The organism is Dyella sp. KRB-257 (assembly GCF_049445995.1).
In the GTDB taxonomy this organism is placed as follows: Bacteria; Pseudomonadota; Gammaproteobacteria; order Xanthomonadales; family Rhodanobacteraceae; genus Dyella_A.
The window spans coordinates 152,053-177,689 of sequence record NZ_JBMSDZ010000003.1 but is presented as its reverse complement, the minus strand read 5'-3'; the positions used below and the strand labels follow the sequence as shown (position 1 = coordinate 177,689).

Here is a 25,637-nt window from a genome sequence, read left to right as displayed (position 1 = left end):
GCGCGCTTTACGCCGGTTTTACATCGTGCGCCGTGGGTGTGGGGGCGTCCGCATGGCATAATGCGGCGCCCTGCCCGCCCATCCGGCGGCACGGTACCCTCTTCGATACCAAGCGGAGCAACGAATGGCCCTTGCCATCCGCGACGTGCGCGAGCACGACCTGGATGCCGTACTGGCACTCAACAATGCCGCCGGCCGCTCCATCCTCGCCATCGACGCGGCGCAGCTGCGTTTTCTCTACGAGCACGCGGACTACTTCCGGGTGGCCCTGATCGACGGCGAGCTCGCCGGTTTCCTCATCGCCATGCGCGAGGGGCGCGACTACGCGAGCCCGAACTACCGTTGGTTCTCCACGCACTATCCGCAGTTCCTCTACATCGACCGCATCGTTATCGCCAACGCGTTCCGCCGCCACGGCCTGGGGCGCATCTTCTACTGCGACGTCACCAGCTACGCCGAGGTGCGCGTGCCGCTGCTGGCCTGCGAGGTGTTCCTGGAACCGCGCGACGACGTGGTGGTGCTGTTCCACGGCACCTATGGCTTCCAGGAAGTCGGCCAGCAGCGCATGGGCGATTCCGGTCCGCAGGTCAGCCTGCTGGCCAAGGACCTGCCGAGCTACGGCTACGTGCGCGACACCTACCTCGAACACGGCCGCCTGCCCACCGAACCCTGGCTGGCCGAGCGCCTGCCCCTGCCCACCGAACCCCGAGCATGAACGCCAAGATCGATACCTCCGACGCCTGCGACCTGCGCTTCGGCCAGGTCGGCATCGCCTGCGTGCGCGTGCGCCGTGCCGACGCCGCGGCGCTGTGCGACGAGCTGGAACGCCGCGTGCGCGCGGCGCCGCAATTGTTCTCACGCGCCGCCGTGGTGCTGGACCTCAGCCACCTGCTGGACCTGCCCGACGACGGCATCGTCGACGCCCTGCTCGAAGCGGTGCGCAGTGCCGGCATGCTGCCGGTGGGGCTGGCCTATGGCACCAGCGAGACCGAGGCGCTGGCCAAGCGCATGGGGCTGCCGCTGATCGCCCGGTTCCGCGCCGCCTACGAGCCGGAGGGCGGCAGCGTTGCCGCGCCGGCCTCTGCGGCGGTGGAGCCGGCGATCGCCGCGGCATCGATACGCGAGCCGATCCACGCCACCTCGCCGACGACCGCCCCCGCCCTCGGCGCGCAGCACCACGAGGGCGCCGTGCGCTCGGGGCAACAGGTCTATGCGCGCGGACGCGACCTCATCGTCGCCGGCGCCATCGCCAACGGCGCCGAGGTGATCGCCGACGGCCACATCCACGTCTACGGCAGCCTGCGCGGGCGCGCCATGGCCGGCGCGCAGGGCGACGAGAAAGCGCGCATCTACGTGTCCGACTTCCGCGCCGAACTGGTGGCCATCGCCGGCCACTACCGGGTGTTCGAACAGATCCCCAAGGACCTGGAAGGCCAGTCTGTGCAATGCTGGCTCGATGGTGAAAAATTGATGATCGCGCGGCTCTGAAACGTCCGGACCCGACGATCCACAGAACAATGACGAATCCCCGGAGATGAACCCTTGAGTGCACAGATCATCGTCGTCACGTCCGGCAAAGGCGGCGTCGGCAAGACCACCACCAGCGCCTCGCTGGCCACCGGCCTGGCCATCGCGGGCAAGAAAGTCGCGGTGATCGACTTCGACGTCGGCCTGCGCAACCTCGACCTGATCATGGGCTGCGAGCGCCGCGTGGTGTACGACTTCGTCAACGTGGTGCACGGCGAGGCGACGCTCAAGCAGTCGCTGATCAAGGACAAGCGCCACGACAACCTCTACGTGCTCGCCGCCAGCCAGACCCGCGACAAGGATGCGCTGACCCAGGAAGGCGTGGAGAAGGTGCTGCAGGGCCTGTCCGACGAGGGCTTCGAGTACGTGGTGTGCGACTCGCCCGCCGGCATCGAGAAGGGCGCGCACCTGGCGATGTACTTCGCCGACCAGGCCGTGGTGGTGGTCAACCCGGAAGTGTCCTCGGTGCGCGATTCGGACCGCATCCTCGGCCTGCTCGCCAGCAAGACCCGCCGTGCCGAGCGCGGCGACGGCGCGATCACCCAGCACCTGCTGCTCACCCGCTACAACCCGGGTCGCGTCGCCGCCGGCGAGATGCTCAGCGTGAAGGACGTCGAGGAAATCCTCGGCATCAGCGTGGTCGGCGTGATCCCCGAATCGGAGAACGTGCTGGCCGCCTCCAACGCCGGCGTGCCGGTGATCCTCGACGAGAACTCGATGGCCGGCCAGGCCTACAGCGACACCGTGGCGCGCATCCTTGGCGAGGAACGCCCGCTGCGCTTCACCGACGTGATCAAGAAGGGCTTCTTCCAGCGCGTGTTCGGGAGCTGATCGGCATGGGCATCCTCGATTTCCTCAAGCGCAAGCCCGAAGCCACGGCCACTGTCGCCAAGGAGCGGCTGCGCATCATCGTGGCGCAGGAGCGCTCCACCCGCGGCGCGCCCGACTACCTGCCGATGATGCGCAACGAGCTGCTGGAAGTGATCAAGAAATACGTGCAGGTGGACATCGAGGCGATCTCGATCAGCCTCGAGCACGACAGCGGCCACGAAGTGCTGGAGCTGTCGGTCGCCCTGCCCGACGGCAAGCCCGGCGCGGCCGCCGGCTGACCCATCCGCTGCGCGATCGCCACCCGCGTTGTCGGCGGGTGATGCGACGCCCGCCATGCATCCCATCGATCCCCTTCACGACGCCTCCTCCGGGCCGGTGCTGCGCCTGGCCGACCTCGGCGAGGCGCCGGCCGCGACGCTGCTCGCGCGCTTCGGCCTGCGGCTGCAGCGCGTGGCCGACGGCGCGCCGATCCCCGGCAGCTTCTGGGGCGACGAGGAGGCCGGCATCATCGGCACCACCGTCTACGTCCGCGGCGACACGCCGGTGCATTCGCTGCTGCACGAGGCCTGCCACCTCATCGTGCTGCCGCCCGAGCGCCGCGCGGCGGTGCACACCGACGCCACCGACTCCATCGAGGAGGAGGACGCCACCTGTTACCTGCAGATCGTGCTGGCCGACGCACTGCCCGGCGTCGGCCGCGACCGCCTGATGGCCGACATGGACGCCTGGGGTTACTCGTTCCGCCTCGGCTCGACCCGCGTGTGGTTCGAGCACGACGCGGAGAACGCGCGCGCCTTCCTCGCCGCCCGCGGCCTGCCGCACTGAACCACGCTCAGATCTTGAACCGGTAGGACAGCTTCACCAGCAGCATGCTGAAATCGAAGATGCCTTGGTTCTCGGTGAAGAACGGCCGCTTGTCGGTGAAGAAGGTTTCCTCGACGCCGAAGTTCACCACCAGGTCGTCGCTCTCACCTGGCCGAAGTCCGGGTTGAGGGTGGCGGCGAGCTGGGCCTGCCCGTTCGACCTCCAGAAGATGTCCGCGCCGGCCTTGCCCTGACGGCGGCCGTGCACCTGGTCGCGCACGCCGACCACATACGGCGTGACGGCGAACAACGACTGACTGTAGGCCGGCAGCGTCACCGGCGCGAAGTCGGACACGAAGCGGGGGCGGGTGAAGCTCGCCACCGGCCACGCATCGCCCTCGCCGGTGGCGCCGATCACCCGATCCAGGTACAGGCCCACGGCGCGCTGGCCACCGTTGCGACTTGCGCATCGGCGCGATGTACCAGGGGACCAGCATCTCCACGCTCCAGCCCTCGGCATCCTCGCTCACCGCGTGCCGCCAGTTGCCGTCCCAGTCGGTGCTGAAGTGGCTCTCGCCGGTGATCACCGCATCGTTGATGTCGTTGCTCAGGGTGACCATGAAGTTGTACGCAATGCGCCCGTCGCCGTCGAAGTCGACCATCAGGTTCACGCGGTCGAGCTGCGCCTGCTCGTCGCGGCGGATACGCTGGTGCGTGCGCGGCACGCCCGCCGGCTGGATGCAGCGGAAGGCGATCGCCAAGCCCTTGGGCGTGGACAGCACCGGCTTCGGTCGGCAGGCTGGCCGGGTCGCCGTTGAGCGGCTGCACCTTGCGGAAATCGGTGATGTGCCGGACGCCGCGCCACTCGGCTGGATCGATGCGCCCGTCGACCTTGATCCCGGTGCCGCCGTCGGCGGCCTCGGCCGTCCGCATACCGGCACAGCCGAACAGCAGCAGCGACACGACCGCCAGGCGGCGCCACGGGAAACCACGGAAACTGTCACGGAGTGGGAGCATGCAGGCGAGCCACGAAACGCGGCGCTTGATGGCTGGGGAGCGCGCAGCCTAAGTGCGCCAGCGCGCCATGCCGCATGGCAGAAGTCATGCCAACCCTCGCCGCGCGACGTGCATCGCCTGGCGGACAAGCAGACGGGCGCACCCGAGGGTGCGCCCGTCTGAGCATGCGCGACGCGGTGCCGATCAGCCGCCCGAGGGCGCCTTCGGCGTCATGCCCGGGCTGGTCGACGTGCTCGGCGGAGCGATCTGGCCGATCTGCAACGCGAGGACGGCGCCCTTGTCGTTGCAGGCAACCTGCGCACCGACCTTGCCGCGCTGGTAGGTCATCGGCAGCATCACCACGGTCATGTCATTGATCTGCTGGCTCTGGGTCTGACCGAAACCCGAGCGCTGGCCGAATTTCTGTCCCAGCGACGCCCACCCTTCCTTCAGTTTGTCGTCCGGCAGCTTCTCGTGCAGCTTCGGGTCGAACGACTTGGTGGCCGCCGTCATGTCGCCGCGGTCGAGCGCCCCGATCATGGTTCGGGCGCTCTGCTCAGCGCGGCTCGGCGATCTGCGCCTGCAGTTCCACGTCGCGCGGCGGCGGCGGCGGCGGCACCTCGCGCAGCCGGACCTGATACCAGCGCCAGGCAAGCCAGCCGATGCCGGTCAGCACGCTGCTGCCCACGGCCAGCGGCAGCAGGCTGGACGAAAGCAGCGGCGACAGCACGCCGGCCACGCCTGCATTCAGCAGCAGGCTGACGAAAGCCTGCACCGACGAGGCGCCACCGCGGCGCTGCGGAAAGCGGTCCAGCAGCAGCAGCGTCAGTGTCGGAAAGGCCAACTGCACGCCGATGCCGTGCAGCACCAGCGGCAGCATCGACCAGGGCAGCACCCCGTCGGGCGCCAGCAGACCGCCCAGCAGGTGCAGCAGGCAGGCCGATCCCATCGAGGCGTAACCGAGGTTCACCGTGAACGCCACGCTGTGCCGCACCGCCAGCCGCCCGGACAACCACGCGCCAAACACCAGCCCGGCCACCACCGGCAGGAACAGCCAGGGAAAACCCTGCGCCGTCAGGTGCAGCAACTCGCGCACGATGCGCGGCGCCGAGGCGATATACAGGAACAACCCGCAGAAGTTGATCGTGCTGGCGATCAGCAGCGGCAGGAACGGCCGATCCCGGCCGAACGAGAGATAGGTCGCGACCAGTTCGCGCGGCACGAACCGCGTGCGGCTGGCCGGCGGATGCGTCTCGCGCAGCAGGGCCATCAGCGCCAGCGCCATCAGCACGGTGAACGCCATCAGCAGCCAGAAGATGCCGTGCCAGCCGTCCAGCCACAGCAGCTGCGCGCCCACCATCGGCGCGATCACCGGCGCGATGCCGAAGATCATCATCACCCGCGACATCAGCTGCTGCGCCGCGGCGCCCTGCAGCGAATCGCGCACGATGGCACGCCCCACCACCAGCCCGGCACCGGCGCAGGCCCCCTGCAGCGCACGCGACGCCAGCAGCATCGAAAAGCTGGTCGACAGCGCCGCGCCGGCGGACGCCAGCGCATAGACGAGCATGCCGGCAATGATCACCGGCTTGCGCCCGATCGCATCGGAGATCGCCCCGTGGAACAGGCTCATCGCGCCATAGGTCAGCAGGTAGACGCTGATCAGCTGCTGCAGGGCCGTGTCGTCCACCGCAAAGTGGCCACCGATCAGCGGGAAGGCCGGGAACACCGCGTCGATCGAGAACGGACCGATCATCGACAACCCCGCCAGCAGCCACGGCAGGCTGCGCGGAACGGAGGGAGCGGCGGGAGTCATGGGCGCGGAGAGCCGGTCGTCGGGCAGGCGCGCCAGCATATCGCCTGCGCCCCGCGGTTGACCGGGTGCGCTGCGTATTTGCTACGATCCGCCGACCGATGGGAGATGGCATGCCTCCCCGAACCGCCGCAAGGCTGATGATGCCTGGCCGACCCCTTCGCGGGGCGACCGGGCATTGCCCAGGCACCGCCTGCCGATGCCCGCCGCACCCGCACCACGACTGCTGGAATCCGGATGCGCATGGATCTCACCTCTTTGTTTGCCGTCGGCTGCGGCGCCTTCCTCGGCGCGGTGCTTCGCTGGATGCTGGGCTACTGGCTCAACCCGCTGTTTCCCACGCTGCCGCTGGGCACGCTGGGGGCCAACCTGCTCGGCGGCCTGCTGATGGGCCTGGCGATGGGCGTGTTCAGCCAGTTCGACGCACTCTCGCCGGCGGCGCGGCTGTTCTTCACCACCGGCTTCCTCGGCGGGCTCACCACCTTCTCCACCTTCTCGGCCGAGACGGTCACGCTGATGCTGCGCCAGCAGTACGCGTGGACACTGGCCATCGTCGGCGCCCACGTGATCGGCACACTGGCCATGACGCTGGCCGGCATCGGGCTGGTGCGCGCCATCGTCGCCGCCCGCTAGACGGCCTGGCATCATCCATCCGGGAGCATTCGCATGAACGGCTATTCGCTGCGTTTCTACATGCACGAGAACCAGAAGCACCAGGGCATGCTGCTGTACGAGTGGCTGCTGGAAGCGGCCAAGAAACACCGCGTGCACGGCGGCTCGGCATTCAAGACCATCGCCGGCTTCGGCCGGCACGGGCAGATCAACGCCGCGCACTTCTTCGAGCTGGCCGGCGAGCAGACCGTGCTGGTGGAGTTCATCGTCGACGCCGCCGACGCGGACACGCTGGTAGCGCTGGTGAAGCAGGAAAAAGCGCCGCTGTTCTGGGCGCGCTTTCCCGCCGAGTTCGGCATGGTCGAGGCGTCGTGACGGCCGACCATCGAGCGCGCCATGTCCGTCTCGGGCGATCGCATGCGCCGTAGTAGGCTGGCGCCAGTCATGACGGCGATGCCGCGTCCGGCCGCCGGCCGATCCACCATCCGGACAATCGCGTGGGAGGCGTCGATGAACTCCGATTCGCTGCGACTGAAGGCCGAACAGCTGCTGGCGCAGGCCGGCATCCAGATCAACGGCGACCGCCCCTGCGACCTGCGCGTGCACGACGAACGTCTGTATGCGCGGGTGTTCTCGCACGGCTCGCTGGGGCTGGGCGAGGCGTACATGGACGGCTGGTGGGACGCCGCCGACCTGCCCGGCTTGTGTACGCGACTGCTGACCGCCGGCCTGGATCAGGAACTGAAAACGCTCGACGTCCTGCTCGCCCATCTGAAGGCCCGCTTCATCAACCTGCAGCGCGGCGAACGCGCCTACGAGATCGGCAAGCTGCATTACGACCTCGGCAACGACCTGTTCCACGCCATGCTGGGCAAGCGGCTGGTGTACTCGTGCGGCTATTGGGCCGAGGCCGACAACCTCGACGACGCCCAGGCCGCCAAGCTCGACCTGGTCTGCCGCAAGCTGCAACTGCAGCCGGGCCAGCGTGTGCTGGACATCGGTTGCGGCTGGGGTGAGGCACTGAAGTACGCGGCGGAACACTACGGCGTCGAGGGCGTCGGCATCACCGTGTCGCAGCAGCAGGCCGACTATGCCCGCGAACTGTGCGCCGGGCTGCCGATCGAGATCCGCCTCCAGGATTACCGCGAGATCGACGAATGCTTCGACGCGGTGTACTCGATCGGCATGTTCGAACACGTCGGCGGCAAGAACTACCGCAGCTATTTCGAAACCGTCAGGCGCTGCCTGAAGGACGACGGCCTATCGGTATTGCACAGCATCGGCAGCAACGGTGCGCCGGCGCAACCGGACCCCTGGATCGAGAAGTACATCTTTCCCAACTCGATGATTCCCGCCGCCAGCCAGGTCACCGCCGCACTGGAAGGGTTGTTCGTGGTAGAGGACTGGCACAACTTCGGCGCCGACTACGACCGCACCCTGATGGCCTGGCGCGACAATTTCGATCGCGCCTGGTCCGAACTGGCGGCGCGCTACGACGAGCGCTTCCGCCGCATGTGGCACTTCTACCTGGGCGTGTCGGCCGCGGTGTTCCGCAGCCGCCGCGACCAGCTCTGGCAACTGGTGCTCAGCCCGCACGGCGTGCCCGGCGGCTACCGCGCGCCGCGCTGACACCGCGCCTTTCGTCAAGCTTGCCGGCCGCCACGCGGATTTTTGGCGCCACGCCCCCCGGATCGGCATACTGGCCACGCCCGGGCCGGGGGGGCCTTGCCGACGGGACATCGCATGGGGAATGCCGTGAAGGACGACAACGATTCCGCGCGCATGGGTGCAACTGGGCGCGCAACGCAGCGCGGCATACCGCTACCCGATCCTCGCCGTGGCCTGGCTGGCGCTGTGGTACCTGTCCGGTCTCGTGCCCTGCGGGCCGCATGCCGGCGTGTGGTTCCCGTCGGCCGGGCTGACCTTCGCCGCACTGCTGGTGATGGGCTGGCGGGCATTGCCGGTGCTGGTGCCTGGCGCGATGCTGGCCACGCCATGGCTCGACCGCCTGTACCTCACAGGCACACCGCCTGGTCATTCCGCAGCTGTGGATCGTGCACACCGAGGGCCCGCTGCGTGGCGCGGCGAGCCTGGTGCTGTTCGCCACGGTCGCCGCGGTGATGCTGGCGGTACTGGGCTCGACCGACAGCGGACTGGCGTACCCGTTCGCGATCTGCATGATCGCCGCCAGCGCCTGCTTCGGCCTGGCGGCGCCGGCATTGATCGCGCAGAGCCGCTCATCCGGCGAGCTGGCACTCAACGACACACTGACCCAGGTCGCCTCCCGCGCGTATTTCATCGAGTGTGCCGAGCGCGAGCTGGCCGAAGCCCACGGCCAGGGCCTGCCGATATATCGCTGATCGTGCTCGACATCGATGGGTTCCGGCAGATCAACGACCGCTTCGGCCATGCCGGCGGCGACCGGGTGCTGGTCGAGGTGGCACGGGTGCTGCGAGCGCACCTGCGCCGCTCCGACCGGGTGGGCCGTTTCGGCAGCGACGAGTTCATGGTGTTGCTGCCCGGTCTGGCACTGGACCGGACGCAGGCCATGGCCGCGCGGCTGGCGCAGGCGTTGGCGAAGCTGTCGGTGCCGGGCGTGCCCACCACGCTGTCGGCACGGTTCGGCGTGGTCGGCGTGGGCGATGGCGAGAGCATCACCGACGCGTTCCGCCGCGCCGACGCCCGGCTGCTCGCCGCCGGGGCGACCACCCTGCAGCCACCGCAACGGCCGTTCCCCGGCCACGGAAGCATCGCTTGAACGCCGGGCCGGTCCACCCTACCGTGGCCGCATGGCCCATGTATTGAACCCGACCGACGCGGTCGCCCGTCTCGACGAACCGTGGTCCCCGCACGTGCTGGCGCAAGTCGACGACACCCCGGCCAAGGCGGCCCGGGTGCACGGCTCGATGAGCTGGCACAGCCACGCCGACGAGGACGAGCCGTTCCACGTTTTGCGCGGCTCGTTGCGCATCGAGCCGCATCCGCTGTGAGGCAGCGTGCCCTCCCCCTGCTGGCGGCACTGGTCCTTCTGCTGCTGCCCGCGTGGGTCGTCGCCAAGCCCGCGCTGTGGGTGGTGAAGGATGCCGACACCACGCTGTACCTGTTCGGCACCATCCACCTGCTGCCCAAAGACGCCGACTGGCACTATCCGGCGCTCGATCGCGCGCTGGCGCACAGCGGCGCGCTGGTGGTGGAGATCACCGACGACAGCCCGGCCAACATGACCGCGCTGGTGCTGCGGCTGGGTATGGATGCGGCGCATCCGCTGTCCAGCCTGCTCTCGTCCGGCGACTTCCACCGGCTGGATCTCGCCGCCCGCAAGGCCGGCCTGCCGGGCACCACTACGCTCAACGTGATGCGCCCGTGGCTGGCCGCGCTGACCCTGACCCTGGCGCCGCTGACCCGCGCCGGGCTGGACCCCGCCCGCGGCGTCGATCGCCAGCTCCGCGACATGATGACCAAGGCGGGCAAGCCGGTGCGGGCGCTGGAAACCGCCGAGGAGCAGATCCACTTCCTCGCCGACATGCCGACCCGCCTGCAGCTGGACATGCTGCGCCAGACCGTGCACGAGGCCGATCACGCCAGCGTGGAACTGCAGGCCCTGCTCGACGCCTGGCAGGCGGGCGACGACGCGGCCATCGCCCGGCTCGAAAACGAGCTGATGAGGCGCGAGACGCCCGCGCTCTACCGGCGCCTGCTGGTGCAGCGCAACGCCGCCTGGGCCGGCCGCATCAAGGCCATGCTCGACACGCCCGGCACGGTGTTCATCGCGGTGGGCGCCGCCCACCTGGCCGGGCCGGACAGCGTGCAGGCGCAGCTGCACAAGCTCGGCATCGACAGCACCCGCGTCCCGGCCATGTAGGGGAGGTTGAAGAAAATGCTTCAGCCCCGACAGCCCCATCGACCTGCACCGTCGCGACTGAAGTCGCTCCCACGAAGAGCCGCAGTTACGCCCAGTAGCGACCAGCTTGCCTACGGCAACCCGGCAAGCTCCGCCGCGCGCAGCAGCCATCCGGCCATGCGCTCGCCCCACGCGCGCTGGCCGTCAGCCGCAGCGATCAGATCCTGGCGCACCTCCAGCTCCACGTGCGGCAAGCCACGCTGCTCGCCGTGGACGGGGATCGCATAGTCGGTGGCGTCGCTCACCGCGTAGGGCCGGTTGTCGCCCACGCACCAGCCGTCGGCGCGCATCAGTTCCAGCAGCGGGCGCGCCAGCCGCGCGTCGCGCTGGTACAGCACGCCCAGTTCCCAGGCGCGGGTGTCGTCCATGAACACCGGCGTGAAGCTGTGCACGGTGACCAGGATCGTCGGCTGGCCGGCGGCGGCGCGGCGGTCCAGTTCCTGCACCGTGCGCTGGTGGTAGGGCTGGAAGATCTCGCCGCGCCGGGCGGCGATCGCCTCGGCGGAAAGATCGCGGTTGCCCGGCACCTCGGTGCGCTCGCTCACCGTGACGATGGAACCGGGCGCGTCCAGCGGCCGGTTGCAGTCGATCACCAGCCGCGAGTAGGTCTGGCAGATCAGCCAGGCATCGAGCGCCTCGGCGATCACCCGCGCCATGCCGGCCGCGCCGATGTCCCAGGCGATGTGGCGGTCCCACTCCGCCGCCGGCACGCCGAGGTCGCCCAGCGCGGCGGGCACCGCGCGACCGGCGTGGTCGCAGGTGAGCAGGAACGGCGAGCGGCCGCCGGCGCGATGCACGGTGAACGGGGCGGGATCGGCAGGGCCGAGCAGGCGGGATGACGGCATGGATCGAGGCACGACGGGCAAGGCCGCCACGATACCGAGCGCCCCCGCCTCCGGCCAGCGTCGCCGGCGCAGCCCGTGCGACGGCGGCACGGCAGCCTGCCCCGCACAAGCTGTCGCCCCCCGGCCCGTTCTGGCACCATCGACCGGCTGTCCGCGCCGCCGGCGCGCCTATCGATCGATCGAAAAAAATGAACCTGCAAGCCAATTACGAACAGATCCCGCTGAAGGAATACGCCGAGCGCGCCTACCTCGACTATTCCATGTACGTGGTGCTGGACCGCGCCCTGCCCTTCGTCGGCGACGGCCTGAAGCCGGTGCAGCGGCGCATCATCTACGCGATGAGCGAGCTGGGCCTGGCCGCCGGCGCCAAGCCGAAGAAGTCGGCGCGCACCATCGGCGACGTGATCGGCAAGTTCCATCCGCACGGCGATAGCTCCTGCTACGAGGCGATGGTGCTGATGGCGCAGCCGTTCTCGTACCGCTATCCGCTGGTGGACGGCCAGGGCAACTTCGGCTCGCCGGACGACCCCAAGAGCTTCGCGGCGATGCGCTACACCGAGTCCAAGCTCAGCCCGATCGCCGAGGCGCTGCTGGGCGAGCTGGGCCACGGCACGGTGGACTGGGTGCCGAACTTCGACGGCACCATGGACGAGCCCAGCTGGTTGCCCGCGCGGGTGCCGCACGTGCTGCTCAACGGCTCGATGGGCATCGCCGTGGGCATGGCCACCGACATCCCGCCGCACAACCTGCGCGAGGTGGCGAGCGCCTGCATCCGCCTGCTGGACGATCCGGACGCGAGCGTCGCCGACCTGTGCGAGCACGTGCTCGGCCCGGACTACCCGACCGAGGCGGAGATCATCACCCCGCGCAAGGAGCTGCAGGCGATCTACACCACCGGCGGCGGCTCGCTGCGCGCGCGGGCGGTGTACGGCGTGGAAGACGGCAACGTGGTGATCACCGCGCTGCCGCACCAGGTCAGCCCGTCGAAGATCCTCGAGCAGATCGCCGCGCAGATGCGCGCCAAGAAGCTGCCGATGATCGAGGACCTGCGCGACGAGTCCGACCACGAGAATCCGATCCGCCTGGTGATCGTGCTGCGCTCCAACCGCGTGGACACCGACGAGATGATGCAGCACCTGTTCGCCACCACCGATCTGGAAAAGAGCTTCCGCGTCAACCTCAACATGATCGGCCTGGACGGCCGGCCGCAGGTGAAGGATCTCAAGCGCATCCTCACCGAGTGGCTGAGCTTCCGCACCGCCACGGTCACCCGCCGCCTGGAGCACCGCCTGGGCAAGGTCGAGCGCCGCCTGCACCTGCTGGAAGGCCTGCGCATCGCCTACCTCAACCTGGACGAGGTGATCCGCATCGTGCGCACCGAGGACGAGCCCAGGCCGGTGCTGATGAGCCGATTCCGGCTGTCCGAAGAGCAGACCGACTACATCCTCGAAACCAGGCTGCGCCAGCTGGCCCGGCTCGAGGAGATGAAGATCACCGCCGAGGCCAGCCAGCTCGAAGAGGAGCGCGCGCGCATCAACGTGCTGCTGAAGTCGCCGGCCAAGCTCAAGGGCCTGATCAAGGACGAGCTGCGCGCCGACGCCGAGAAGTACGGCGACGCGCGCCGCTCGCCGCTGGTGCAGCGCGAAGTGGCGCAGGCGCTGGACGAGAGCGCGCTGGTGGCCAGCGAGCCGGTCACCGTGGTGCTCAGCCAGAAGGGCTGGATCCGCGCCGGCAAGGGCCACGACGTGGACGCCGAAGGCCTCAACTACCGCGAGGGCGACGGCCTGCTCGCCGCGGTGAAGGCGCGCACCACGCAGCAAATCGCGGTGATCGACTCCACCGGCCGCAGCTATTCCACCCCGGCGCACACGCTGCCCTCGGCACGCGGCAACGGCGAACCGCTGACCGGCCGCTTCACCCCGCCGGCCGGCGCCAGCTTCGACGCGCTCGCGGCCGGCGACAACGACACCCGGCTGATCCTCGCCACCGACTTCGGCTACGGCTTCGTCACCCGCTTCGAATCGCTCACCGGACGCAACAAGGCCGGCAAGCAGATCATCAGCCTCAGCGACGGCGCGAAGGTGCTGGCGCCGCAGGCCAGCGCCGATCCCGCGCGCGACCGCATCGTGGTGGTCACCAGCGAAGGCCACCTGCTGATGTTCTCGGTGGCCGAGCTGCCGGAGCTCGACAAGGGCAAGGGCAACAAGCTGATCGAGATTCCGAAGAAGCAGTTGGCCGAGGGCGAACGCGTGGCCGGCGTGGCCGTGGTCGCCGAAGGCAAGGGCGAGGTCATCCTGTACGCCGGTCAGCGCAAGCTCACGCTGAAGTGGGCCGACCTGGTCGAATACGGCGGCAACCGCGCCAGCCGCGGCGGCGTGCTGCCACGCGGGCTGCGCCGGGTGGAGCGGATCGAGACGTCGGGCTGAACGGGAACCCGGTAGGAGCGCACCCTGTGCGCGAATGCCTTTACTCCTGATCGATATCAAAGCCAAAGGCATTCGCGCACAGAGCCTGCCCTCGACTCGATCGAGGGGTGCGCTCCTACCGCCATGGCGAGTCGGAACTTGTCACGGCGGTACGGTTCCAATGGCCATGTCCACGTCGACACGTGCTCGTGCGTTGGCAGGACAACGATCCGGAGCACACATGAAAGCGTCCCCTCTTCTCCCCATCTTCGTCGCGAGCCTGCTCGCACTCCCCGCCGCGGCGCAGACGGCCTCGCCGCCGCTCAACCTCAAGCTGCCGCCATCGGCCGCGCCCGCGGCAAGCAGCCGCGCCGCCAAACCTGCCACTGCGAGCACCGCGCCCGGCGTCTACTACGGCGACACCAGCGGCAGCACCGATGCAGGCCTCGCCGCCGAGGCGGACACCGCGGACCACTGCGACGACGCCACCTACAACGACACCCAAGTGCACGGCAGCGTGGGCATGGGCGTGGTCGCTGGGAACCACGTCAGCGGCAATTACCAGACCGGCACGGTCAACCTCAGCAAGGCCTTCGGCGACTGCGATCACCCCACCGGCGGCATGAGCATTTCGATCGGCGCCGGCCAGGGGCATTTCGACCGCGACGGCCGCCGCTTCGGACGCTGACCGACGGACGCCCGTCACCCCCACCCGCCGCCGAGTAGCCGGCTTGCTTCGCCGCCTCGCTCACAGCCGGCTGTACGACCACGACTGCATGCGGCCGCCCTGGTAGGGCATCACGCCGTGGAACGGCCGCGGATCGTCGTCGAACACCAGCGGCAGGAAATGGCGGTCGCCTTCCCACATCGGCAGTTCCATCAGCCGATCGCGCTCGACCCACTCCAGCGTGCCTTCCGGATTGGCCTGCAGCGGCGTGCCTTCGAAGCCGTCGATGACAAAGATGAAACCTAGCCAGTCCTCGCCCTGCTTGCCGAAGCCGGGCCAGTTGAGCGTGCCGCGCAGTTGCATGGAGGTGCACTCGATGCCGGCCTCCTCGCGGATCTCGCGGCGCATGCAGCCCGCGGCGTCCTCGCCCGGCTCCATCTTGCCGCCGAGGCCGTTGTACTTGCCCAGGTGCTGGTCGTCGGGTCGCGCGTTGCGGTGGATCATCAGCACCCGGCGGCGATCGGGCGAAAGCACGTAACCGAGCGTGGCGACGATGGGGCAGTAAGGCATGGCGGGTGCCGGCAAAGCCCGTAGTGTAGCGCCGACGGCCGCAGCGGCCCGACCGCGCCGACGACCGCGCTTGCGTCACACCGCGTTGCCCGGCGACCATCGACGGATGCCCGTATCGTCCGCACCGGTTTCGACGCTTTCCCGCTGGCGCCCGCTGCTCGGCGCTGTGCTGCTGCTCGCCACGCTGGCCGGCTGCGCCTCGCGTGCCAGCGCGCTGGACAGCGACGAGCGCGAGTTCGACGGCCAGCGTTTCCACGTGGTCAGCATCGACCTCACCCGTCAGCACCTGAGCCTGCACTGGCGCAATCCGGACGACGGCCGGCCCTACGGCAGCATCGACGTCCTGCAGCAATGGGGCACGCGCCACGGCAAACGGCTGCTGTTCGCCGCCAACGCCGGCATCTACGACCACCGCGGGGCACCGCTGGGCCTGTACGTCGAGGGCGGCCACACGCTGGTGCCGCTGAACCGCGCGCGCGGCAATCCGGCGGCGGGAAATTTCTCGCTGCAGCCCAACGGCGTGTTCGCGGTGTATGCCGACGGCCGCGCCGCGGTGCGCACCACCGAGGCGTTCAGGGCCGACCGCCGGCCGGCGGCGCTGGCCACGCAGTCCGGCCCGATGCTGGTGATCGACGGCCAGCTCAACGCGCAGTTCGTCGACGACTCGGCCAGCCTGAAATGGCGCAGCGGCGTGTGCGCGACCTCGCCCACCCGCGTGGTGTTCGCGGTGAGCGAGACGCCGGTGAACTTCCACACCTTCGCACGGCTGTTCCGCGACGGCCTGGGCTGCCGCGACGCGCTGTACCTGGACGGCTCGATCTCGCAGTTCTACGTGGACGGCGAAGGCTACAGCGGCGCGCCCTCGTTCATGCTCAAGCCGTATGCGGGCATCTTCGCGGTGTTCGGCGATTCATGAGGCACGCGAAGCTCGGGCGCTGGGTGCGCCGCGTCCTTGGTGCTGTCGCCCTGCTGGTGCTCGCCGCCGGCATCGGCGTGTGGGTGCTGCTGGCGCGCGGTCGCGCCGTGCTGGATGGCGAGGTGGCCGCGCCCGGGTTGAGCGCCCCGGTCAGCATCACCCGCGATGCGCTGGGCACGGCCACGCTGGAAGGCCGCACGCGCGACGATCTCAGCTACGCGCTGGGCTACGTGCACGCGCAGGAGCGCTATTTCTCGATGGACCTGATGCGCCGGCTGCCGGCCGGCGAGCTGGCCGCGCTGGTCGGCAAGGCGGCGCTGCCGACCGACATCGCGCATCGCCGCCTGCGCCTGCGCGCGGTGGTCGCGCAGGCCTATGCGCAGCTGCCGGCCGATCAGCGCCGCACGCTCGACCGCTACCGCGACGGCGTCAATGCCGGGCTGGCCGATCTCGCCGTGCGTCCGTGGGAGTACTTCCTGCTCGGCACGCGGCCGCAGCCGTGGCGGTCGGAAGACAGCCTGCTGGTGATCGCCGCGATGTACCTGGATCTCAACGGCGACGGCCGCAACACGCGCGAGCTGCGCATCGCGCAGATGCGCGCCGCGCTGCCGCGGCCGGTGGTGGATTTCCTGCTCGCGCCCGATCCGGACTGGGAGGCGCCGCTCGCCGGCGCACTGTCGCGCGTGCCGGTGGTGCCGGGCGCGGCCACCTTCGACCTGCGCCGCGGCGCGTCCGCGAAGGGCCACGATCTGGCCGCCGTGCTGGCGCCCGCGCTGGACGATGCCCGCCCCGGCAGCAACAGCTTCGCGGTCGCCGGCGCACTCACCGGCAGCGGCGCGGCGCTGCTGGCCAACGACATGCACCTGGGCCTGCGCGTGCCGAACCTGTGGTTCCGCGCCCGCCTGCGCTATCCGGATGCCAGCGCGCCGCACGGCCTGCGCGACGCCAGCGGCGTCACCCTGCCCGGCACGCCGGCGCTGGTGGTCGGCTCCAACGGGCAGGTCGCCTGGGGCTTCACCAACAGCTACGGCGACTGGGCCGATTGGGTGCGCGTGCGGCGCGATCCGGTGGACGCCACGCACTACCGCACGCCGGACGGCTGGCAGGCGATCGCCACGCACCACGAGACGATCCACGTGAAAGGTGCGCCCGACCACGTGATGACGGTACAGGACACGCGCTGGGGTCCGATCCTCGCCAGCGACACCGACGGCACGCCGCTGGCGCTGGCGTGGACCGGCGATCGCCCGCGCGGCTACAACCTCGCCCTGATGCAGCTCGAACGCGCGCCCGACATGGCGCACGCGCTCGACCTCGCGCCCACGCTGGGCATGCCGGCGCAGAATCTGCTCGTCGCCGACCGCGCCGGGCACATCGGCTGGACCGTCGCCAGCAACAGCATCCCGCTGCGCCGGGGCATCGATCCGCTGGTGCCGGCCGACTGGTCGCGCCCGGATACCGGCTGGGTCGGCTGGGCCAGCGCGGCGCAGTACCCGCGCATCGAGAATCCCGCCGATGGCCGGCTGTGGACCGCCAACAACCGCACCGTCGACGGCGCCGCCCTGGCGCTGCTGGGCAACGGCGGGCACGATCTGGGCGCCCGCGCGCAGACCATCCGCGACGACCTGCGCATGCGCGCGCGCTTCTCCCCGGCCGACCTGCTCGACATCCAGCTCGACACCCGCGCGGTGCTGCTGACCCGCTGGCAGCAGCTGCTGCAACAGACGCTGGCCGGCAGCACCGATCCCCAGCTCGTGCAGCTGCGCGACCTCACCCGCAGCTGGCGCGGCCGCGCCGCGGTGGACAGCGTGGACTACCGCCTGGTGCGCGCCTTCCGCGAGCGGGTGCACGCCGCCGTGCTGGCGCCGTTCGCGGCGCGCGTGCAGGCGCGCTTCGCCGACTTCAGCTGGCCCGGGCTGGGCGATCCGGAAGCGGCAGTGTGGACGCTGGTGCACCAGCAGCCGAAGCACCTGCTCGATCCGGCCTACGCCGACTGGCACGCGCTGCTGCTCGCCGCGGCGAAGCAGGTGGTCGACGAGCTCGGGAAGGAACCCGGCGGCCTCGCCGCGCGCACCTGGGGCGAGCGCAACCGCGCCGCGGTAAACCATCCGCTGGCGCGCGCCCTGCCCGGCTGGCTGGCGCGCTTCATCGACATGCCGGACCAGCCGCTGCCGGGCGACGGCAACCTGCCGCGCGTGGCCGCGCCGGGCTTTGGTGCGTCCGAGCGGCTGGACGTGTCGCCCGGCCACGAAGACCACGGCATCTTCCACATGCCCGGCGGACAGAGCGACAACCCGCTCTCACCGTTCTTCGGCGTCGGCCACGAGGACTGGGTGCAAGGCCGGCCCACGCCCCTGTTGCCCGGCGCTGCGACGCACGCGATGACCCTGGTTCCCGCGCGCTGACCGCACCATATTGCGCATCCGTGACGGCGCGCACAGCCCGGCACCGGCGCCGAAAGACTCGCGAAAGATTCCCGCACCGATGCTCGATCGCCTTTCGTGGGGAGCCGTGACAGGATCGTTGCGGGACGGAAGATCGCACCGGCCAGGGGATGGCGGTGGCGAGCACCCTGCCGCCGCTGCAGCATGCCCGGCCGGCTCAGAAAGTCGAACTGTCTTTCTCGGAGGGGTTCCAATGACAACGCTCAAACCAAACCTGCCGGGCTTGGGTACCGCCCTGTGCGCGCTCGCCGGCATGACCTGCCTGAACGCATACGCGGCCACCGCCACCCTGTCGGGTGCCGAAGTGGCCGCCTCGGTGCAGCACGACACGCTTCACTCGCTGCGCGGCGTGATGCCGCGTCCGGACGATTTCTCCAAGAGCGGGCAGCATCCGGCCCGGCCGCTGCCCTGGCTGGACGGCCCGGGCACGCCCACCGACGGTGCCTTGCAGACCAGCAGCACCGGCAGCTTCGCCCCAGCGGTGGGCGCCGGCTTCGACGGTGTCGGCCAGGGCTTCAGCGGCCCGCAGGGCACGTTCACCGTCAACAGCGCGCCGCCGGATACCAATGGCGCGGTCGGCGCCACGCAGTACGTGCAGATCGTCAACTCGGCGTTCGCCGTGTTCGACAAGACCACCAGGTCGGTGACCTACGGCCCGGTGGCCACCAATACGCTGTGGACCGGCTTCGGCGGCCCCTGCGAGGCGGACAACGACGGCGACGCCATCGTGGTCTACGACAAGGCCGCCGGCCGTTGGGTGATCTCGCAGTTCGCGGTCACCGCCGCGCCGTACTACGAGTGCGTGGCCGTGTCGGCCACCAGCGATGCCACCGGCGCGTACTACCGCTATGCGTTTCCGTACGGCTCGGTGTTCCCTGACTACCCGAAGATGGGCGTGTGGCCGGACGCGTACTACGAGACGTTCAACATGTTCAACGGCAACACGTCGACTGGGCCAACTCGGCGAACACCACGCTGACCGGCCCGATCGCGATTCCAGTGGCCTCGTTCGCGGCCGCCTGCGGCGGTGGCACCTGCGTACCGCAGTACGGCACACGGCAGAAGCTGGACTCGCTGGCCGACCGCCTGATGTTCCGCCTGGCCTACCGCAACTTCGGCGATCACGAGTCGCTGGTGATCCGTGTGTGCGGCTTCAGCCGCGACGCTCTTCGCGCTTGACCTCGCCCCACAGCGCTTCCTGTGCATCGAGATCGCGGGCGGGCAGCGGCCGGCCGGAAGCCGTGGCCAGCGCCTCCATGCGGCGGAAGCGCCGCTCGAACTTGGCGTTGGCGTGGCGCAGCGCCTGCGAGAAATCCACGCCGGCGTGGCGGGCCAGATTCACCAGCACGAAGGCGACGTCGCCGATCTCGTCCTGCAGCCGGGCCTTGTCGGCACCGGCGGCGAACTCCGCGCGCACCTCCTCGATCTCCTCGGCCAGCTTGTCCAGCACCGGGTTCGGGTCGGGCCAGTCGAAGCCGGTGCGGGCGGCCTTCTCCTGCAGCTTCTGCGCGCGCTTCCACTCGGGCAGGCCGCGCGAGACGCCGGCCAGCGCGCTGTCGTCGGCGGCTTCGCCCTTCGCCGCGCGCTCCCCGGCCTTGATCGCCTCCCACGCCGCCTTCTGCGCCTCGACGTCGTCGTAGCTGACGTCGCCGAACACGTGCGGATGGCGGCGGATCATCTTGTCGCTGATCGCATGCGCCACGTCGGCGAAATCGAACAGCCCGCGCTCGCTGGCCATCTGCGCGTGGAACACCACCTGCAGCAGCAGGTCGCCCAGTTCGTCGCGCAGGTCGGGCCAGTCCTGCCGGTCGATCGCGTCGGCGACCTCGTAGGCCTCCTCGATGGTGTACGGCGCGATGGTGGCGAAGTCCTGCTGCACGTCCCACGGGCAGCCGCGCGCGGGGTCACGCAAACGGGCCATGATGGCGAGCAGGTCGTCGAGGCGGTGGCGATCGGTCATAGGGAAGCCCGGCGAAAAAGGAGGGTAGGAGCGCACCCTGTGCGCGAATGCTTTGCTCCTGACCGACATCAAAGCCAAGAGCATTCGCGCACAGGGTGCGCTCCTACCGATCAGGCGAGGCTTTGCGCCAGCCGCGCCGTCCAGTCGATGTCGATGTCGCCCACCGCGATGAACTCGGGGTTGAGCAGCGACTCGCCGCGGTTGTAGCGCAGCGGCGCGCCTTCCAGGTCGAGCACGGCGCCGCCGGCTTCTTCCAGCACGCACTGCGCGGCGGCAGTGTCCCATTCGCTGGTGGGTCCGCGGCGCAGATAGACGTCCGCATCGGCGCGGGCGATCAGGCAGAACTTCAGCGAGGAGCCCATCGGCAGCGCGGTGTAGCTGCCGCCGAGCAGTTGTTCGAGCAGCGCCTCGCCGGTGCCGCCGTGCGAGCGGCTGCCGGCGACCACCGGCGGATTGGCCAGCGTGCGGCTGCGGATCGGCTGCCATTCGGCGGAGCCGTCGGCACGCATCCACGCACCCTGCCCGCGCTCGGCCACGTAGGCCTCGCCGATGACCGGCGCGAGCACCACGCCGAGCACCGGCCGGTGATGGTCGATCAGCGCGATGTTCACGGTGAACTCGCCGTTGCGCTTGACGAACTCGCGGGTACCGTCGAGCGGATCGACCAGCCAGTAGCGGTCCCAGTGGCGACGCACGTCCCAGGCGCAGGCGATCGCTTCCTCGGAGATCACCGGCAGTACCTCGGGCAGCGCGGCGAGGCCCGCGGCGATCACGGTCTGCGCGGCAAGGTCGGCCGCGGTGAGCGGCGAGCGGTCGTCCTTGTGCTCGACGGCGAAGTCGCTGGCGTAGATCCCCATGATCGCCCGCCCGGCCGCCTCGGCAATGGCGGCGACCCGGCTCAGCAGGGGCGACAGCGGTGCGGCACTCATGCGCGCTGGAACCGGCCGGCGAGATACTCGCGTGCCATGAACAGGGCGGCAATCGAGCGCCCCTCGGTGACGTCGTCTCGGGCGATCAGCGTGTGCAGCTCATGAAGTTTCCAGGGCACCACTTCCAGTTCCTCGGGTTCGTCGCCCTGCAGGCGCTCGGGGTAGAGGTCCTGCGCCAGCACCACGTGCGCCATGTGGGTCATGTAGGCGGGGGCCAGCGAGAGATGATGCAGGATGGTGAGCGTGCGCGCGCCGTAGCCCACCTCCTCCTTCAACTCGCGATCGGCGCCCTGCTCCACCGTCTCGTCCTGGTCCAGGCGGCCTTTCGGCAGGCCCAGCTCGAAGCGGCCGAGGCCGGCGGCGTATTCGTTCACCAGCAGCACGGTGTCGGCGTCGAGCATCGGCACGATGATCACCGCGCCCAGTCCGTGCGACTTGAGCCGCTCGTAGGTGCGGCGCTCGCCGTTGGAAAACTCCAGATCCAGTTGCTCGGCGCGCAGGAACGGGCTCTGGGCGACGTCACGCCGCGCATGGATGATCGGTAGCTTGGCCATCCGCGGATTGTAGCCCCGGCCGGCCCCGGGCATGCCGGGCATCTTGCGACTCAGCGGCGCAGGCGTTCGCGTGCCTCGGCATGCAGGGCCGGCGTGCCAGCCAGCACGCTGCGCGATTCCAGCGTGAGCGGCGCGCCGTCCAGGTCGGTGAACACGCCGCCGGCCTCGCGCACGATCACCGCCAGTGCCGCCACGTCGAGGATGTTGACGTCCGACTCGATCACCAGGTCGAGGCTGCCGCGCGCCAGCAGGTGGTAGTGACAGAAATCGCCGTAGCCGCGGATGCGGTTGGCGTCGCGGATCATCTGCCCCAGCGCGTCCCAGCGTGCGTCGGCGGTGAGCGTCTTGACGTTGCCGGTGGAGATCGATGCCTGCGCCATTGACGCGGTCGGCGCCACGCTCACGCGGCTGCCGTCGAGCCAGGCGCCGCCGCCGGCATGCGCCCACATCGTCTCGCCGTACACCGGCGCGCTGGATACGCCCAGCACCAGCTCGCCGGCGTGCATCAGCGCGATCTGGGTGGAGAAGAACGGCGTGCGCCGCACGAAGCTCTTGGTGCCGTCCAGCGGATCGACCAGCCACAGCAGGCCGTCGCGACTGCCGTCCAGGCCGAACTCCTCGCCGTAGATCGCCGCCTCCGGCAGCGCGGCGGTGAGGATGCGGCGAATCGCCAGCTCGGCCTCGCGGTCGGCGGCGGTGACCGGCGTGTCGTCGGACTTCAGTTCCACGTCCACACCCTTGCGCCAGTAGTGCAGGATCACCTCGGCGGCGGCCGCGGCGGCCTCGCGGGCGGCGGCCAGGGCGGGGGTGAGATCGGCAAGTGTCATCGTGAGGCTCCGGCATTCAGTGCGCCCACGCCGGCGCCGCGTTGAAGATGGGTGACTCCCTGCGCGTCGGGCGGGCCCAGGCGGGCCAGCCAGCGCTGCAGCGCGGGGTCGTGGTCGCGTGCGGACAGACGCGCGTCGAGGTGCCAGCCGATCGGGCTCAGCTGGAGCACGCCGGCCAGCGCCAAGGGACCGCTGCCGCCGTCGCGCAGACCGGCGCGGATCACGCCGTGGCTGCCGCTGAGCTCAGCCATCAGGTCGCCCAGGGCGACGCTGGCCTGCGGTGTCTGCAGGGTTGCGCGCGGCCAGCGCACGCGGCCGGACACGCTGTCGGGCCAGCCCTTGCGCACCTGCATCTGCGTCAGGTCCAGGAGCAGTTCGCCGCGCGGCACGCCCCAAGGCGTTGGCGGCGGATGCGGCAGTGCGTCCAGCGCCACGTGCAACTGCACGCCGCGCCAGCGGGCGGTGTCGCCGTCGCGGGCGAAATCACCGTGACCGCGCATGGCCGGTCCGTCGATCGCCGCATGCAGGCGCACCTGGCCGAACAGGGCACGGCGCGACAGCCGCCAGTCCAGCCGGCCCAGCACCGTGCCATCGGCCAGCACCAGCTCGCCCACGCGACCGTCCCACACGCTGCCCGACACGGCGTGCAACTGCACGCCGCGCAGCCGCGTCTCGACCATCGGCGCCAGCCAGCGCGTCGGCGCGAACCACACCAGCAACGCCAGTGCGACCGCCACGACGGCAAGGCCCAGCAGCAGTTTCTTCCCCCTCGTCAACGCACGGACTCCGGCTCGGATTGCGCGCCCGGCTTGAGTGCCCGGCGCAAGCCCACGATCATAGCCGGATGACCACGCACGACCGCAGCAACCGCGCGCTCGCCCAGCGCGACCTCCGCCACCTGTGGCACCCGTGCACCCAGATGCACGACCACGAGCGCATCCCGATGGTGCCGATCGTGCGCGGCGAAGGCGCCTGGCTGATCGACGCGGACGGGCGCCGCTATCTGGACGGCATCAGTTCCTGGTGGACCAACCTGTTCGGCCACGCCAACCCGCGCATCGCCGCAGCGCTGGCCGACCAGGCCAGGCAGCTGGAGCATGTGATCTTCGCCGGCTTCACCCATGAGCCGGCGATCGCGCTGGCCGAGGAACTGGTGCGCATCACGCCGCCGGGGCTGGAGCGGGTATTCCTCGCCGACAACGGTTCGGCGGCGATCGAAGTGGCGCTGAAGATGAGCTTCCACTACTGGCTCAACCAGGGCCATGGCGAGAAGACCCGCTTCATCGCGCTTACCGGCAGCTACCACGGTGAGACGCTGGGCGCGCTCTCGGTGAGCGACGTGGCGCTGTACCGCAAGACCTACGCGCCGCTGCTGCTGACGCCGATCCTGACGCCCTCGCCGGACACCTGCGAAGGCGAGCCGGGCGAGACGCCGCCGCAGATCGCCGCCCGTCGACTGCTCGAACTGCGCGCATTGCTGGAGCGGCACGCCCACGAGACCTGCGCGGTGATCGTCGAACCGTTGGTGCAGTGCGCCGGCGGCATGCGCATGTACCACCCGGACTACCTCACCGGCCTGCGCGCGCTGTGCGACGAGTTCGACGTGCACTTCATCGCCGACGAGATCGCGGTGGGCTTCGGCCGCACCGGCACGCTGTTCGCCTGCGAACAGGCACATGTGTCGCCCGACTTCCTGTGCCTGTCCAAGGGGCTCACCGCCGGCTTCATGGCGCTGTCGGCGGTGCTCACCACCGCGCGGGTGTACCAGGCGTTCTACGCCGAATACAACGCCGACAAGGCCTTCCTGCATTCGCACAGCTACACCGGCAACCCGCTGGCCTGCCGCGTGGCACTGGAGACGCTGGCGATCTTCCGCGAGGAACCGGTGCTGGAGCGCAACCGCGCGCTGGCCGCCCATCTGGCCGCGCGCCTGGCGCCGCTGCGCGATCACCCGCACGTGGCCGACGTGCGCCAGACCGGCCTGATCGCCGCGGTCGAGCTGGTGGCCGACAAGGCGACGCGGCGGCCCTTCCCGGCCCACGAACGCCGGGGGCTGGAGGTGTACCTGCACGGGCTGGAGCACGGCGCCCTGCTGCGCCCGCTGGGCAACATCGTCTACTTCATGCCGCCCTATGTGACCACCACCGGCGAGCTCGACCACCTGGTGGACACGGCGATGGCCGGCATCGAACTGGCCGTGCGGCGCTGACCGCGCCAGCGGCGGACAACCGCGCCCGGCTATCCTTGCCGCCTCGCGTCCGACTCCGCCCCGCCATGCGCACCATCCGCATCCATATCGACCAGCCGCTGACGATCGGCGCCTCGCTCGCCCTGCCCGCCCAGGCCGGCGAGCACGTGGCGCGCGTGCTGCGGCTGGGTGCGGGCGATCCGCTGGTGCTGTTCAACGGCGACGGCCACGACTACGCCGCCACCATCGCCGAGGCGGGCAGGCGCCAGGTCAGCGTGACGATCGGCGCGCGCACCGCGGTGGCCAGCGAATCGCCGCTGCCGCTGGTGCTGGCGCAGGCGGTGGCGCGCGGCGAGAAGATGGACCTGATCGTGCAGAAGGCCACCGAGCTGGGCGTGAGCGCCATCGTGCCGCTGCTGACCGAGCGTTCGGAGGTGAAGCTGGACGCCGATCGTGCGGCCAGGCGACTGGCACACTGGCAGGCGGTGATCGCCAGCGCCTGCGAGCAGAGCGGTCGCGCCGTGCTGCCCTCGATCGTCGCGCCGCAGCCGCTGGCAGCCTGGCTGGATCGGCTCCATGCCGGCGCGCTGCGCCTGGCGCTGCTGCCGGACGGCAGCTGTCGTCCCCGCGAGCTGGCACCGACATCCGGCGGGGCGTTGCTGATGGTGGGTCCGGAAGGCGGCCTGGGCGAACGCGACGTGGCGGCGCTGCTCGCCCATGGGTTCCGGGGACTGCAGTTGGGGCCGCGCATCCTGCGTACCGAAACGGCGGGGCTGGCGGCGCTGGCCGCCTTGCAGGCGCTGCACGGCGATCTCTGAACCGCGGATACGCGAACGGCGCGCCGGAAGC

At 70.2% G+C, this 25,637-nt stretch carries 31 protein-coding genes and 1 riboswitch; of the genes, 21 read left to right on the top strand and 10 right to left on the bottom strand.

All coding sequences use genetic code 11. The features are described 5' to 3' along the window. The first annotated feature begins 124 nt into the window (after nt 1–124). Genes ACO2Q2_RS03605 through ACO2Q2_RS03585 form a run of 5 tightly spaced genes read left to right on the top strand, consistent with a single transcriptional unit; the run spans nt 125 to nt 3,183 of the window. Nucleotides 125–715 (top strand): GNAT family N-acetyltransferase, encoded by a 591-nt coding sequence (locus tag ACO2Q2_RS03605; protein WP_423254404.1) that lies wholly within the window; start codon nt 125–127, stop codon nt 713–715. Next, on the top strand, nt 712–1,488 hold the full coding sequence (gene minC, locus ACO2Q2_RS03600) for a septum site-determining protein MinC (protein ID WP_423254403.1): 777 nt from the start codon (nt 712–714) through the stop codon (nt 1,486–1,488). Before ACO2Q2_RS03605 ends, minC begins: the two co-directional genes overlap by 4 nt. A 54-nt stretch (nt 1,489–1,542) precedes the next feature. Beyond that, on the top strand, nt 1,543–2,358 hold the full coding sequence (gene minD / locus ACO2Q2_RS03595; RefSeq protein ID WP_423254402.1) for a septum site-determining protein MinD: 816 nt from the start codon (nt 1,543–1,545) through the stop codon (nt 2,356–2,358). Between the two features lie 5 nt (nt 2,359–2,363). Beyond that, nucleotides 2,364–2,636 (top strand): cell division topological specificity factor MinE, encoded by a 273-nt coding sequence (gene minE, locus ACO2Q2_RS03590; RefSeq protein WP_423254401.1) that lies wholly within the window; start codon nt 2,364–2,366, stop codon nt 2,634–2,636. 55 nt (nt 2,637–2,691) lie between these two features. Next, nucleotides 2,692–3,183: a hypothetical protein gene (locus ACO2Q2_RS03585; protein WP_423254400.1), complete on the top strand. Its 492-nt coding sequence runs from the start codon at nt 2,692–2,694 to the stop codon at nt 3,181–3,183. Between the two features lie 123 nt (nt 3,184–3,306). Here the strand turns inward: ACO2Q2_RS03585 and ACO2Q2_RS03580 are convergent, their stop codons facing one another. After that, nucleotides 3,307–3,600, bottom strand: coding sequence for a hypothetical protein (locus ACO2Q2_RS03580; protein WP_423254399.1), 294 nt, complete (start codon nt 3,598–3,600; stop codon nt 3,307–3,309). A gap of 23 nt (nt 3,601–3,623) precedes the next feature. On the opposite strand from ACO2Q2_RS03580, the gene ACO2Q2_RS03575 reads away from it, so the two are divergent. Further along, nucleotides 3,624–4,340, top strand: a complete 717-nt coding sequence (locus ACO2Q2_RS03575) for a hypothetical protein (protein WP_423254398.1) — start codon at nt 3,624–3,626, stop codon at nt 4,338–4,340. Nucleotides 4,341–4,361: 21 nt separating this feature from the next. Here the strand turns inward: ACO2Q2_RS03575 and ACO2Q2_RS03570 are convergent, their stop codons facing one another. Continuing rightward, entirely contained in the window at nt 4,362–4,697 is a 336-nt protein-coding gene (locus tag ACO2Q2_RS03570; RefSeq protein WP_423254397.1) for a DUF3887 domain-containing protein, read from the bottom strand. Nucleotides 4,698–4,713: 16 nt separating this feature from the next. Next, nucleotides 4,714–5,973 (bottom strand): multidrug effflux MFS transporter, encoded by a 1,260-nt coding sequence (locus ACO2Q2_RS03565; RefSeq protein ID WP_423254396.1) that lies wholly within the window; start codon nt 5,971–5,973, stop codon nt 4,714–4,716. A 92-nt stretch (nt 5,974–6,065) separates the two neighbouring features. After that, nucleotides 6,066–6,127: riboswitch (Fluoride riboswitch) on the top strand. An 86-nt stretch (nt 6,128–6,213) separates the two neighbouring features. Here ACO2Q2_RS03565 and crcB point away from each other — a divergent pair. From crcB to ACO2Q2_RS03530, 7 genes are all read left to right on the top strand, one after another. Then, nucleotides 6,214–6,603, top strand: coding sequence for a fluoride efflux transporter CrcB (gene crcB / locus ACO2Q2_RS03560; protein WP_423254395.1), 390 nt, complete (start codon nt 6,214–6,216; stop codon nt 6,601–6,603). 33 nt (nt 6,604–6,636) lie between these two features. After that, a complete protein-coding gene (locus tag ACO2Q2_RS03555) occupies nt 6,637–6,957 on the top strand; it encodes a DUF190 domain-containing protein (protein WP_423254394.1) in 321 nt (106 codons plus the stop codon). 135 nt (nt 6,958–7,092) lie between these two features. Next, the gene (gene cfa / locus ACO2Q2_RS03550; protein WP_423254393.1) at nt 7,093–8,211 is read left to right on the top strand and encodes a cyclopropane fatty acyl phospholipid synthase; all 1,119 of its coding nucleotides are present in this window, start codon (nt 7,093–7,095) and stop codon (nt 8,209–8,211) included. Between the two features lie 425 nt (nt 8,212–8,636). Next, on the top strand, nt 8,637–8,942 hold the full coding sequence (locus ACO2Q2_RS03545; protein WP_423254392.1) for a hypothetical protein: 306 nt from the start codon (nt 8,637–8,639) through the stop codon (nt 8,940–8,942). A 2-nt stretch (nt 8,943–8,944) separates the two neighbouring features. Continuing rightward, entirely contained in the window at nt 8,945–9,340 is a 396-nt protein-coding gene (locus ACO2Q2_RS03540; RefSeq protein WP_423254391.1) for a GGDEF domain-containing protein, read from the top strand. A gap of 31 nt (nt 9,341–9,371) precedes the next feature. Then, nucleotides 9,372–9,572: a hypothetical protein gene (locus ACO2Q2_RS03535; RefSeq protein ID WP_423254390.1), complete on the top strand. Its 201-nt coding sequence runs from the start codon at nt 9,372–9,374 to the stop codon at nt 9,570–9,572. Next, nucleotides 9,569–10,444, top strand: a complete 876-nt coding sequence (locus ACO2Q2_RS03530) for a TraB/GumN family protein (protein ID WP_423254389.1) — start codon at nt 9,569–9,571, stop codon at nt 10,442–10,444. The genes ACO2Q2_RS03535 and ACO2Q2_RS03530 overlap by 4 nt, the downstream gene beginning before the upstream one ends. Nucleotides 10,445–10,554: 110 nt before the next feature. Here ACO2Q2_RS03530 and ACO2Q2_RS03525 read toward each other — a convergent pair whose 3' ends face one another. Continuing rightward, the gene (locus tag ACO2Q2_RS03525) at nt 10,555–11,328 is read right to left on the bottom strand and encodes an N-formylglutamate amidohydrolase (RefSeq protein WP_423254388.1); all 774 of its coding nucleotides are present in this window, start codon (nt 11,326–11,328) and stop codon (nt 10,555–10,557) included. Between the two features lie 188 nt (nt 11,329–11,516). Here ACO2Q2_RS03525 and parC point away from each other — a divergent pair, with 188 nt between their 5' ends. Continuing rightward, nucleotides 11,517–13,754, top strand: coding sequence for a DNA topoisomerase IV subunit A (gene parC / locus ACO2Q2_RS03520; protein WP_423254387.1), 2,238 nt, complete (start codon nt 11,517–11,519; stop codon nt 13,752–13,754). A gap of 220 nt (nt 13,755–13,974) precedes the next feature. Then, complete coding sequence (locus tag ACO2Q2_RS03515; protein ID WP_423254386.1) at nt 13,975–14,421, top strand: hypothetical protein; 447 nt, start codon at nt 13,975–13,977, stop codon at nt 14,419–14,421. 60 nt (nt 14,422–14,481) lie between these two features. On the opposite strand, the gene ACO2Q2_RS03510 is transcribed toward ACO2Q2_RS03515, so the two are convergent. Then, on the bottom strand, nt 14,482–14,970 hold the full coding sequence (locus ACO2Q2_RS03510; protein ID WP_423254385.1) for an NUDIX hydrolase: 489 nt from the start codon (nt 14,968–14,970) through the stop codon (nt 14,482–14,484). 106 nt (nt 14,971–15,076) lie between these two features. Here ACO2Q2_RS03510 and ACO2Q2_RS03505 point away from each other — a divergent pair, with 106 nt between their 5' ends. The 4 genes from ACO2Q2_RS03505 (at nt 15,077) to ACO2Q2_RS03490 (ending at nt 19,509) form a co-directional block, all read left to right on the top strand. Further along, a complete protein-coding gene (locus ACO2Q2_RS03505) occupies nt 15,077–15,886 on the top strand; it encodes a phosphodiester glycosidase family protein (RefSeq protein ID WP_423254384.1) in 810 nt (269 codons plus the stop codon). After that, nucleotides 15,883–18,291, top strand: coding sequence for a penicillin acylase family protein (locus ACO2Q2_RS03500; protein WP_423254383.1), 2,409 nt, complete (start codon nt 15,883–15,885; stop codon nt 18,289–18,291). Before ACO2Q2_RS03505 ends, ACO2Q2_RS03500 begins: the two co-directional genes overlap by 4 nt. A gap of 232 nt (nt 18,292–18,523) precedes the next feature. Then, a complete protein-coding gene (locus ACO2Q2_RS03495) occupies nt 18,524–19,309 on the top strand; it encodes a hypothetical protein (protein ID WP_423254382.1) in 786 nt (261 codons plus the stop codon). Nucleotides 19,310–19,329: 20 nt separating this feature from the next. After that, complete coding sequence (locus ACO2Q2_RS03490; protein WP_423254381.1) at nt 19,330–19,509, top strand: hypothetical protein; 180 nt, start codon at nt 19,330–19,332, stop codon at nt 19,507–19,509. Here ACO2Q2_RS03490 and mazG read toward each other — a convergent pair. The 5 genes from mazG to ACO2Q2_RS03465 all read right to left on the bottom strand — a co-directional run bounded on the left by mazG (nt 19,484) and on the right by ACO2Q2_RS03465 (nt 23,376). Then, complete coding sequence (gene mazG / locus ACO2Q2_RS03485) at nt 19,484–20,290, bottom strand: nucleoside triphosphate pyrophosphohydrolase (protein WP_423254380.1); 807 nt, start codon at nt 20,288–20,290, stop codon at nt 19,484–19,486. The genes ACO2Q2_RS03490 and mazG overlap by 26 nt on opposite strands. 110 nt (nt 20,291–20,400) lie before the next feature. Beyond that, nucleotides 20,401–21,219, bottom strand: a complete 819-nt coding sequence (gene cysQ, locus ACO2Q2_RS03480) for a 3'(2'),5'-bisphosphate nucleotidase CysQ (protein WP_423254379.1) — start codon at nt 21,217–21,219, stop codon at nt 20,401–20,403. Continuing rightward, nucleotides 21,216–21,773, bottom strand: coding sequence for an ADP compounds hydrolase NudE (gene nudE / locus ACO2Q2_RS03475; protein WP_423254378.1), 558 nt, complete (start codon nt 21,771–21,773; stop codon nt 21,216–21,218). Before nudE ends, cysQ begins: the two co-directional genes overlap by 4 nt. Nucleotides 21,774–21,823: 50 nt before the next feature. Then, nucleotides 21,824–22,600, bottom strand: a complete 777-nt coding sequence (locus ACO2Q2_RS03470) for an inositol monophosphatase family protein (RefSeq protein WP_423254377.1) — start codon at nt 22,598–22,600, stop codon at nt 21,824–21,826. Then, nucleotides 22,597–23,376, bottom strand: coding sequence for a type II secretion system protein N (locus ACO2Q2_RS03465; RefSeq protein WP_423254376.1), 780 nt, complete (start codon nt 23,374–23,376; stop codon nt 22,597–22,599). The genes ACO2Q2_RS03470 and ACO2Q2_RS03465 overlap by 4 nt, the downstream gene beginning before the upstream one ends. A gap of 68 nt (nt 23,377–23,444) precedes the next feature. On the opposite strand from ACO2Q2_RS03465, the gene ACO2Q2_RS03460 reads away from it, so the two are divergent. Both ACO2Q2_RS03460 and ACO2Q2_RS03455 read left to right on the top strand, forming a co-directional pair. Next, nucleotides 23,445–24,809: an adenosylmethionine--8-amino-7-oxononanoate transaminase gene (locus tag ACO2Q2_RS03460; RefSeq protein WP_423254375.1), complete on the top strand. Its 1,365-nt coding sequence runs from the start codon at nt 23,445–23,447 to the stop codon at nt 24,807–24,809. A 65-nt stretch (nt 24,810–24,874) separates the two neighbouring features. Beyond that, complete coding sequence (locus ACO2Q2_RS03455) at nt 24,875–25,606, top strand: 16S rRNA (uracil(1498)-N(3))-methyltransferase (RefSeq protein ID WP_423254374.1); 732 nt, start codon at nt 24,875–24,877, stop codon at nt 25,604–25,606. Nucleotides 25,607–25,637: the final 31 nt, after the last annotated feature.

Coding starts and splice junctions, on each gene's coding strand:
- ACO2Q2_RS03605 (WP_423254404.1), top strand. CDS start 125: ATGGCCCTTGCCATCCGCGACGTGCGCGAGCACGACCTGGATGCCGTA.
- minC (WP_423254403.1), top strand. CDS start 712: ATGAACGCCAAGATCGATACCTCCGACGCCTGCGACCTGCGCTTCGGC.
- minE (WP_423254401.1), top strand. CDS start 2,364: ATGGGCATCCTCGATTTCCTCAAGCGCAAGCCCGAAGCCACGGCCACT.
- ACO2Q2_RS03585 (WP_423254400.1), top strand. CDS start 2,692: ATGCATCCCATCGATCCCCTTCACGACGCCTCCTCCGGGCCGGTGCTG.
- ACO2Q2_RS03570 (WP_423254397.1), bottom strand. CDS start 4,697: ATGATCGGGGCGCTCGACCGCGGCGACATGACGGCGGCCACCAAGTCG.
- ACO2Q2_RS03565 (WP_423254396.1), bottom strand. CDS start 5,973: ATGACTCCCGCCGCTCCCTCCGTTCCGCGCAGCCTGCCGTGGCTGCTG.
- crcB (WP_423254395.1), top strand. CDS start 6,214: ATGGATCTCACCTCTTTGTTTGCCGTCGGCTGCGGCGCCTTCCTCGGC.
- ACO2Q2_RS03555 (WP_423254394.1), top strand. CDS start 6,637: ATGAACGGCTATTCGCTGCGTTTCTACATGCACGAGAACCAGAAGCAC.
- cfa (WP_423254393.1), top strand. CDS start 7,093: ATGAACTCCGATTCGCTGCGACTGAAGGCCGAACAGCTGCTGGCGCAG.
- ACO2Q2_RS03535 (WP_423254390.1), top strand. CDS start 9,372: ATGGCCCATGTATTGAACCCGACCGACGCGGTCGCCCGTCTCGACGAA.
- ACO2Q2_RS03525 (WP_423254388.1), bottom strand. CDS start 11,328: ATGCCGTCATCCCGCCTGCTCGGCCCTGCCGATCCCGCCCCGTTCACC.
- parC (WP_423254387.1), top strand. CDS start 11,517: ATGAACCTGCAAGCCAATTACGAACAGATCCCGCTGAAGGAATACGCC.
- ACO2Q2_RS03515 (WP_423254386.1), top strand. CDS start 13,975: ATGAAAGCGTCCCCTCTTCTCCCCATCTTCGTCGCGAGCCTGCTCGCA.
- ACO2Q2_RS03510 (WP_423254385.1), bottom strand. CDS start 14,970: ATGCCTTACTGCCCCATCGTCGCCACGCTCGGTTACGTGCTTTCGCCC.
- ACO2Q2_RS03505 (WP_423254384.1), top strand. CDS start 15,077: ATGCCCGTATCGTCCGCACCGGTTTCGACGCTTTCCCGCTGGCGCCCG.
- ACO2Q2_RS03500 (WP_423254383.1), top strand. CDS start 15,883: ATGAGGCACGCGAAGCTCGGGCGCTGGGTGCGCCGCGTCCTTGGTGCT.
- ACO2Q2_RS03495 (WP_423254382.1), top strand. CDS start 18,524: ATGACAACGCTCAAACCAAACCTGCCGGGCTTGGGTACCGCCCTGTGC.
- mazG (WP_423254380.1), bottom strand. CDS start 20,290: ATGACCGATCGCCACCGCCTCGACGACCTGCTCGCCATCATGGCCCGT.
- cysQ (WP_423254379.1), bottom strand. CDS start 21,219: ATGAGTGCCGCACCGCTGTCGCCCCTGCTGAGCCGGGTCGCCGCCATT.
- nudE (WP_423254378.1), bottom strand. CDS start 21,773: ATGGCCAAGCTACCGATCATCCATGCGCGGCGTGACGTCGCCCAGAGC.
- ACO2Q2_RS03470 (WP_423254377.1), bottom strand. CDS start 22,600: ATGACACTTGCCGATCTCACCCCCGCCCTGGCCGCCGCCCGCGAGGCC.
- ACO2Q2_RS03460 (WP_423254375.1), top strand. CDS start 23,445: ATGACCACGCACGACCGCAGCAACCGCGCGCTCGCCCAGCGCGACCTC.
- ACO2Q2_RS03455 (WP_423254374.1), top strand. CDS start 24,875: ATGCGCACCATCCGCATCCATATCGACCAGCCGCTGACGATCGGCGCC.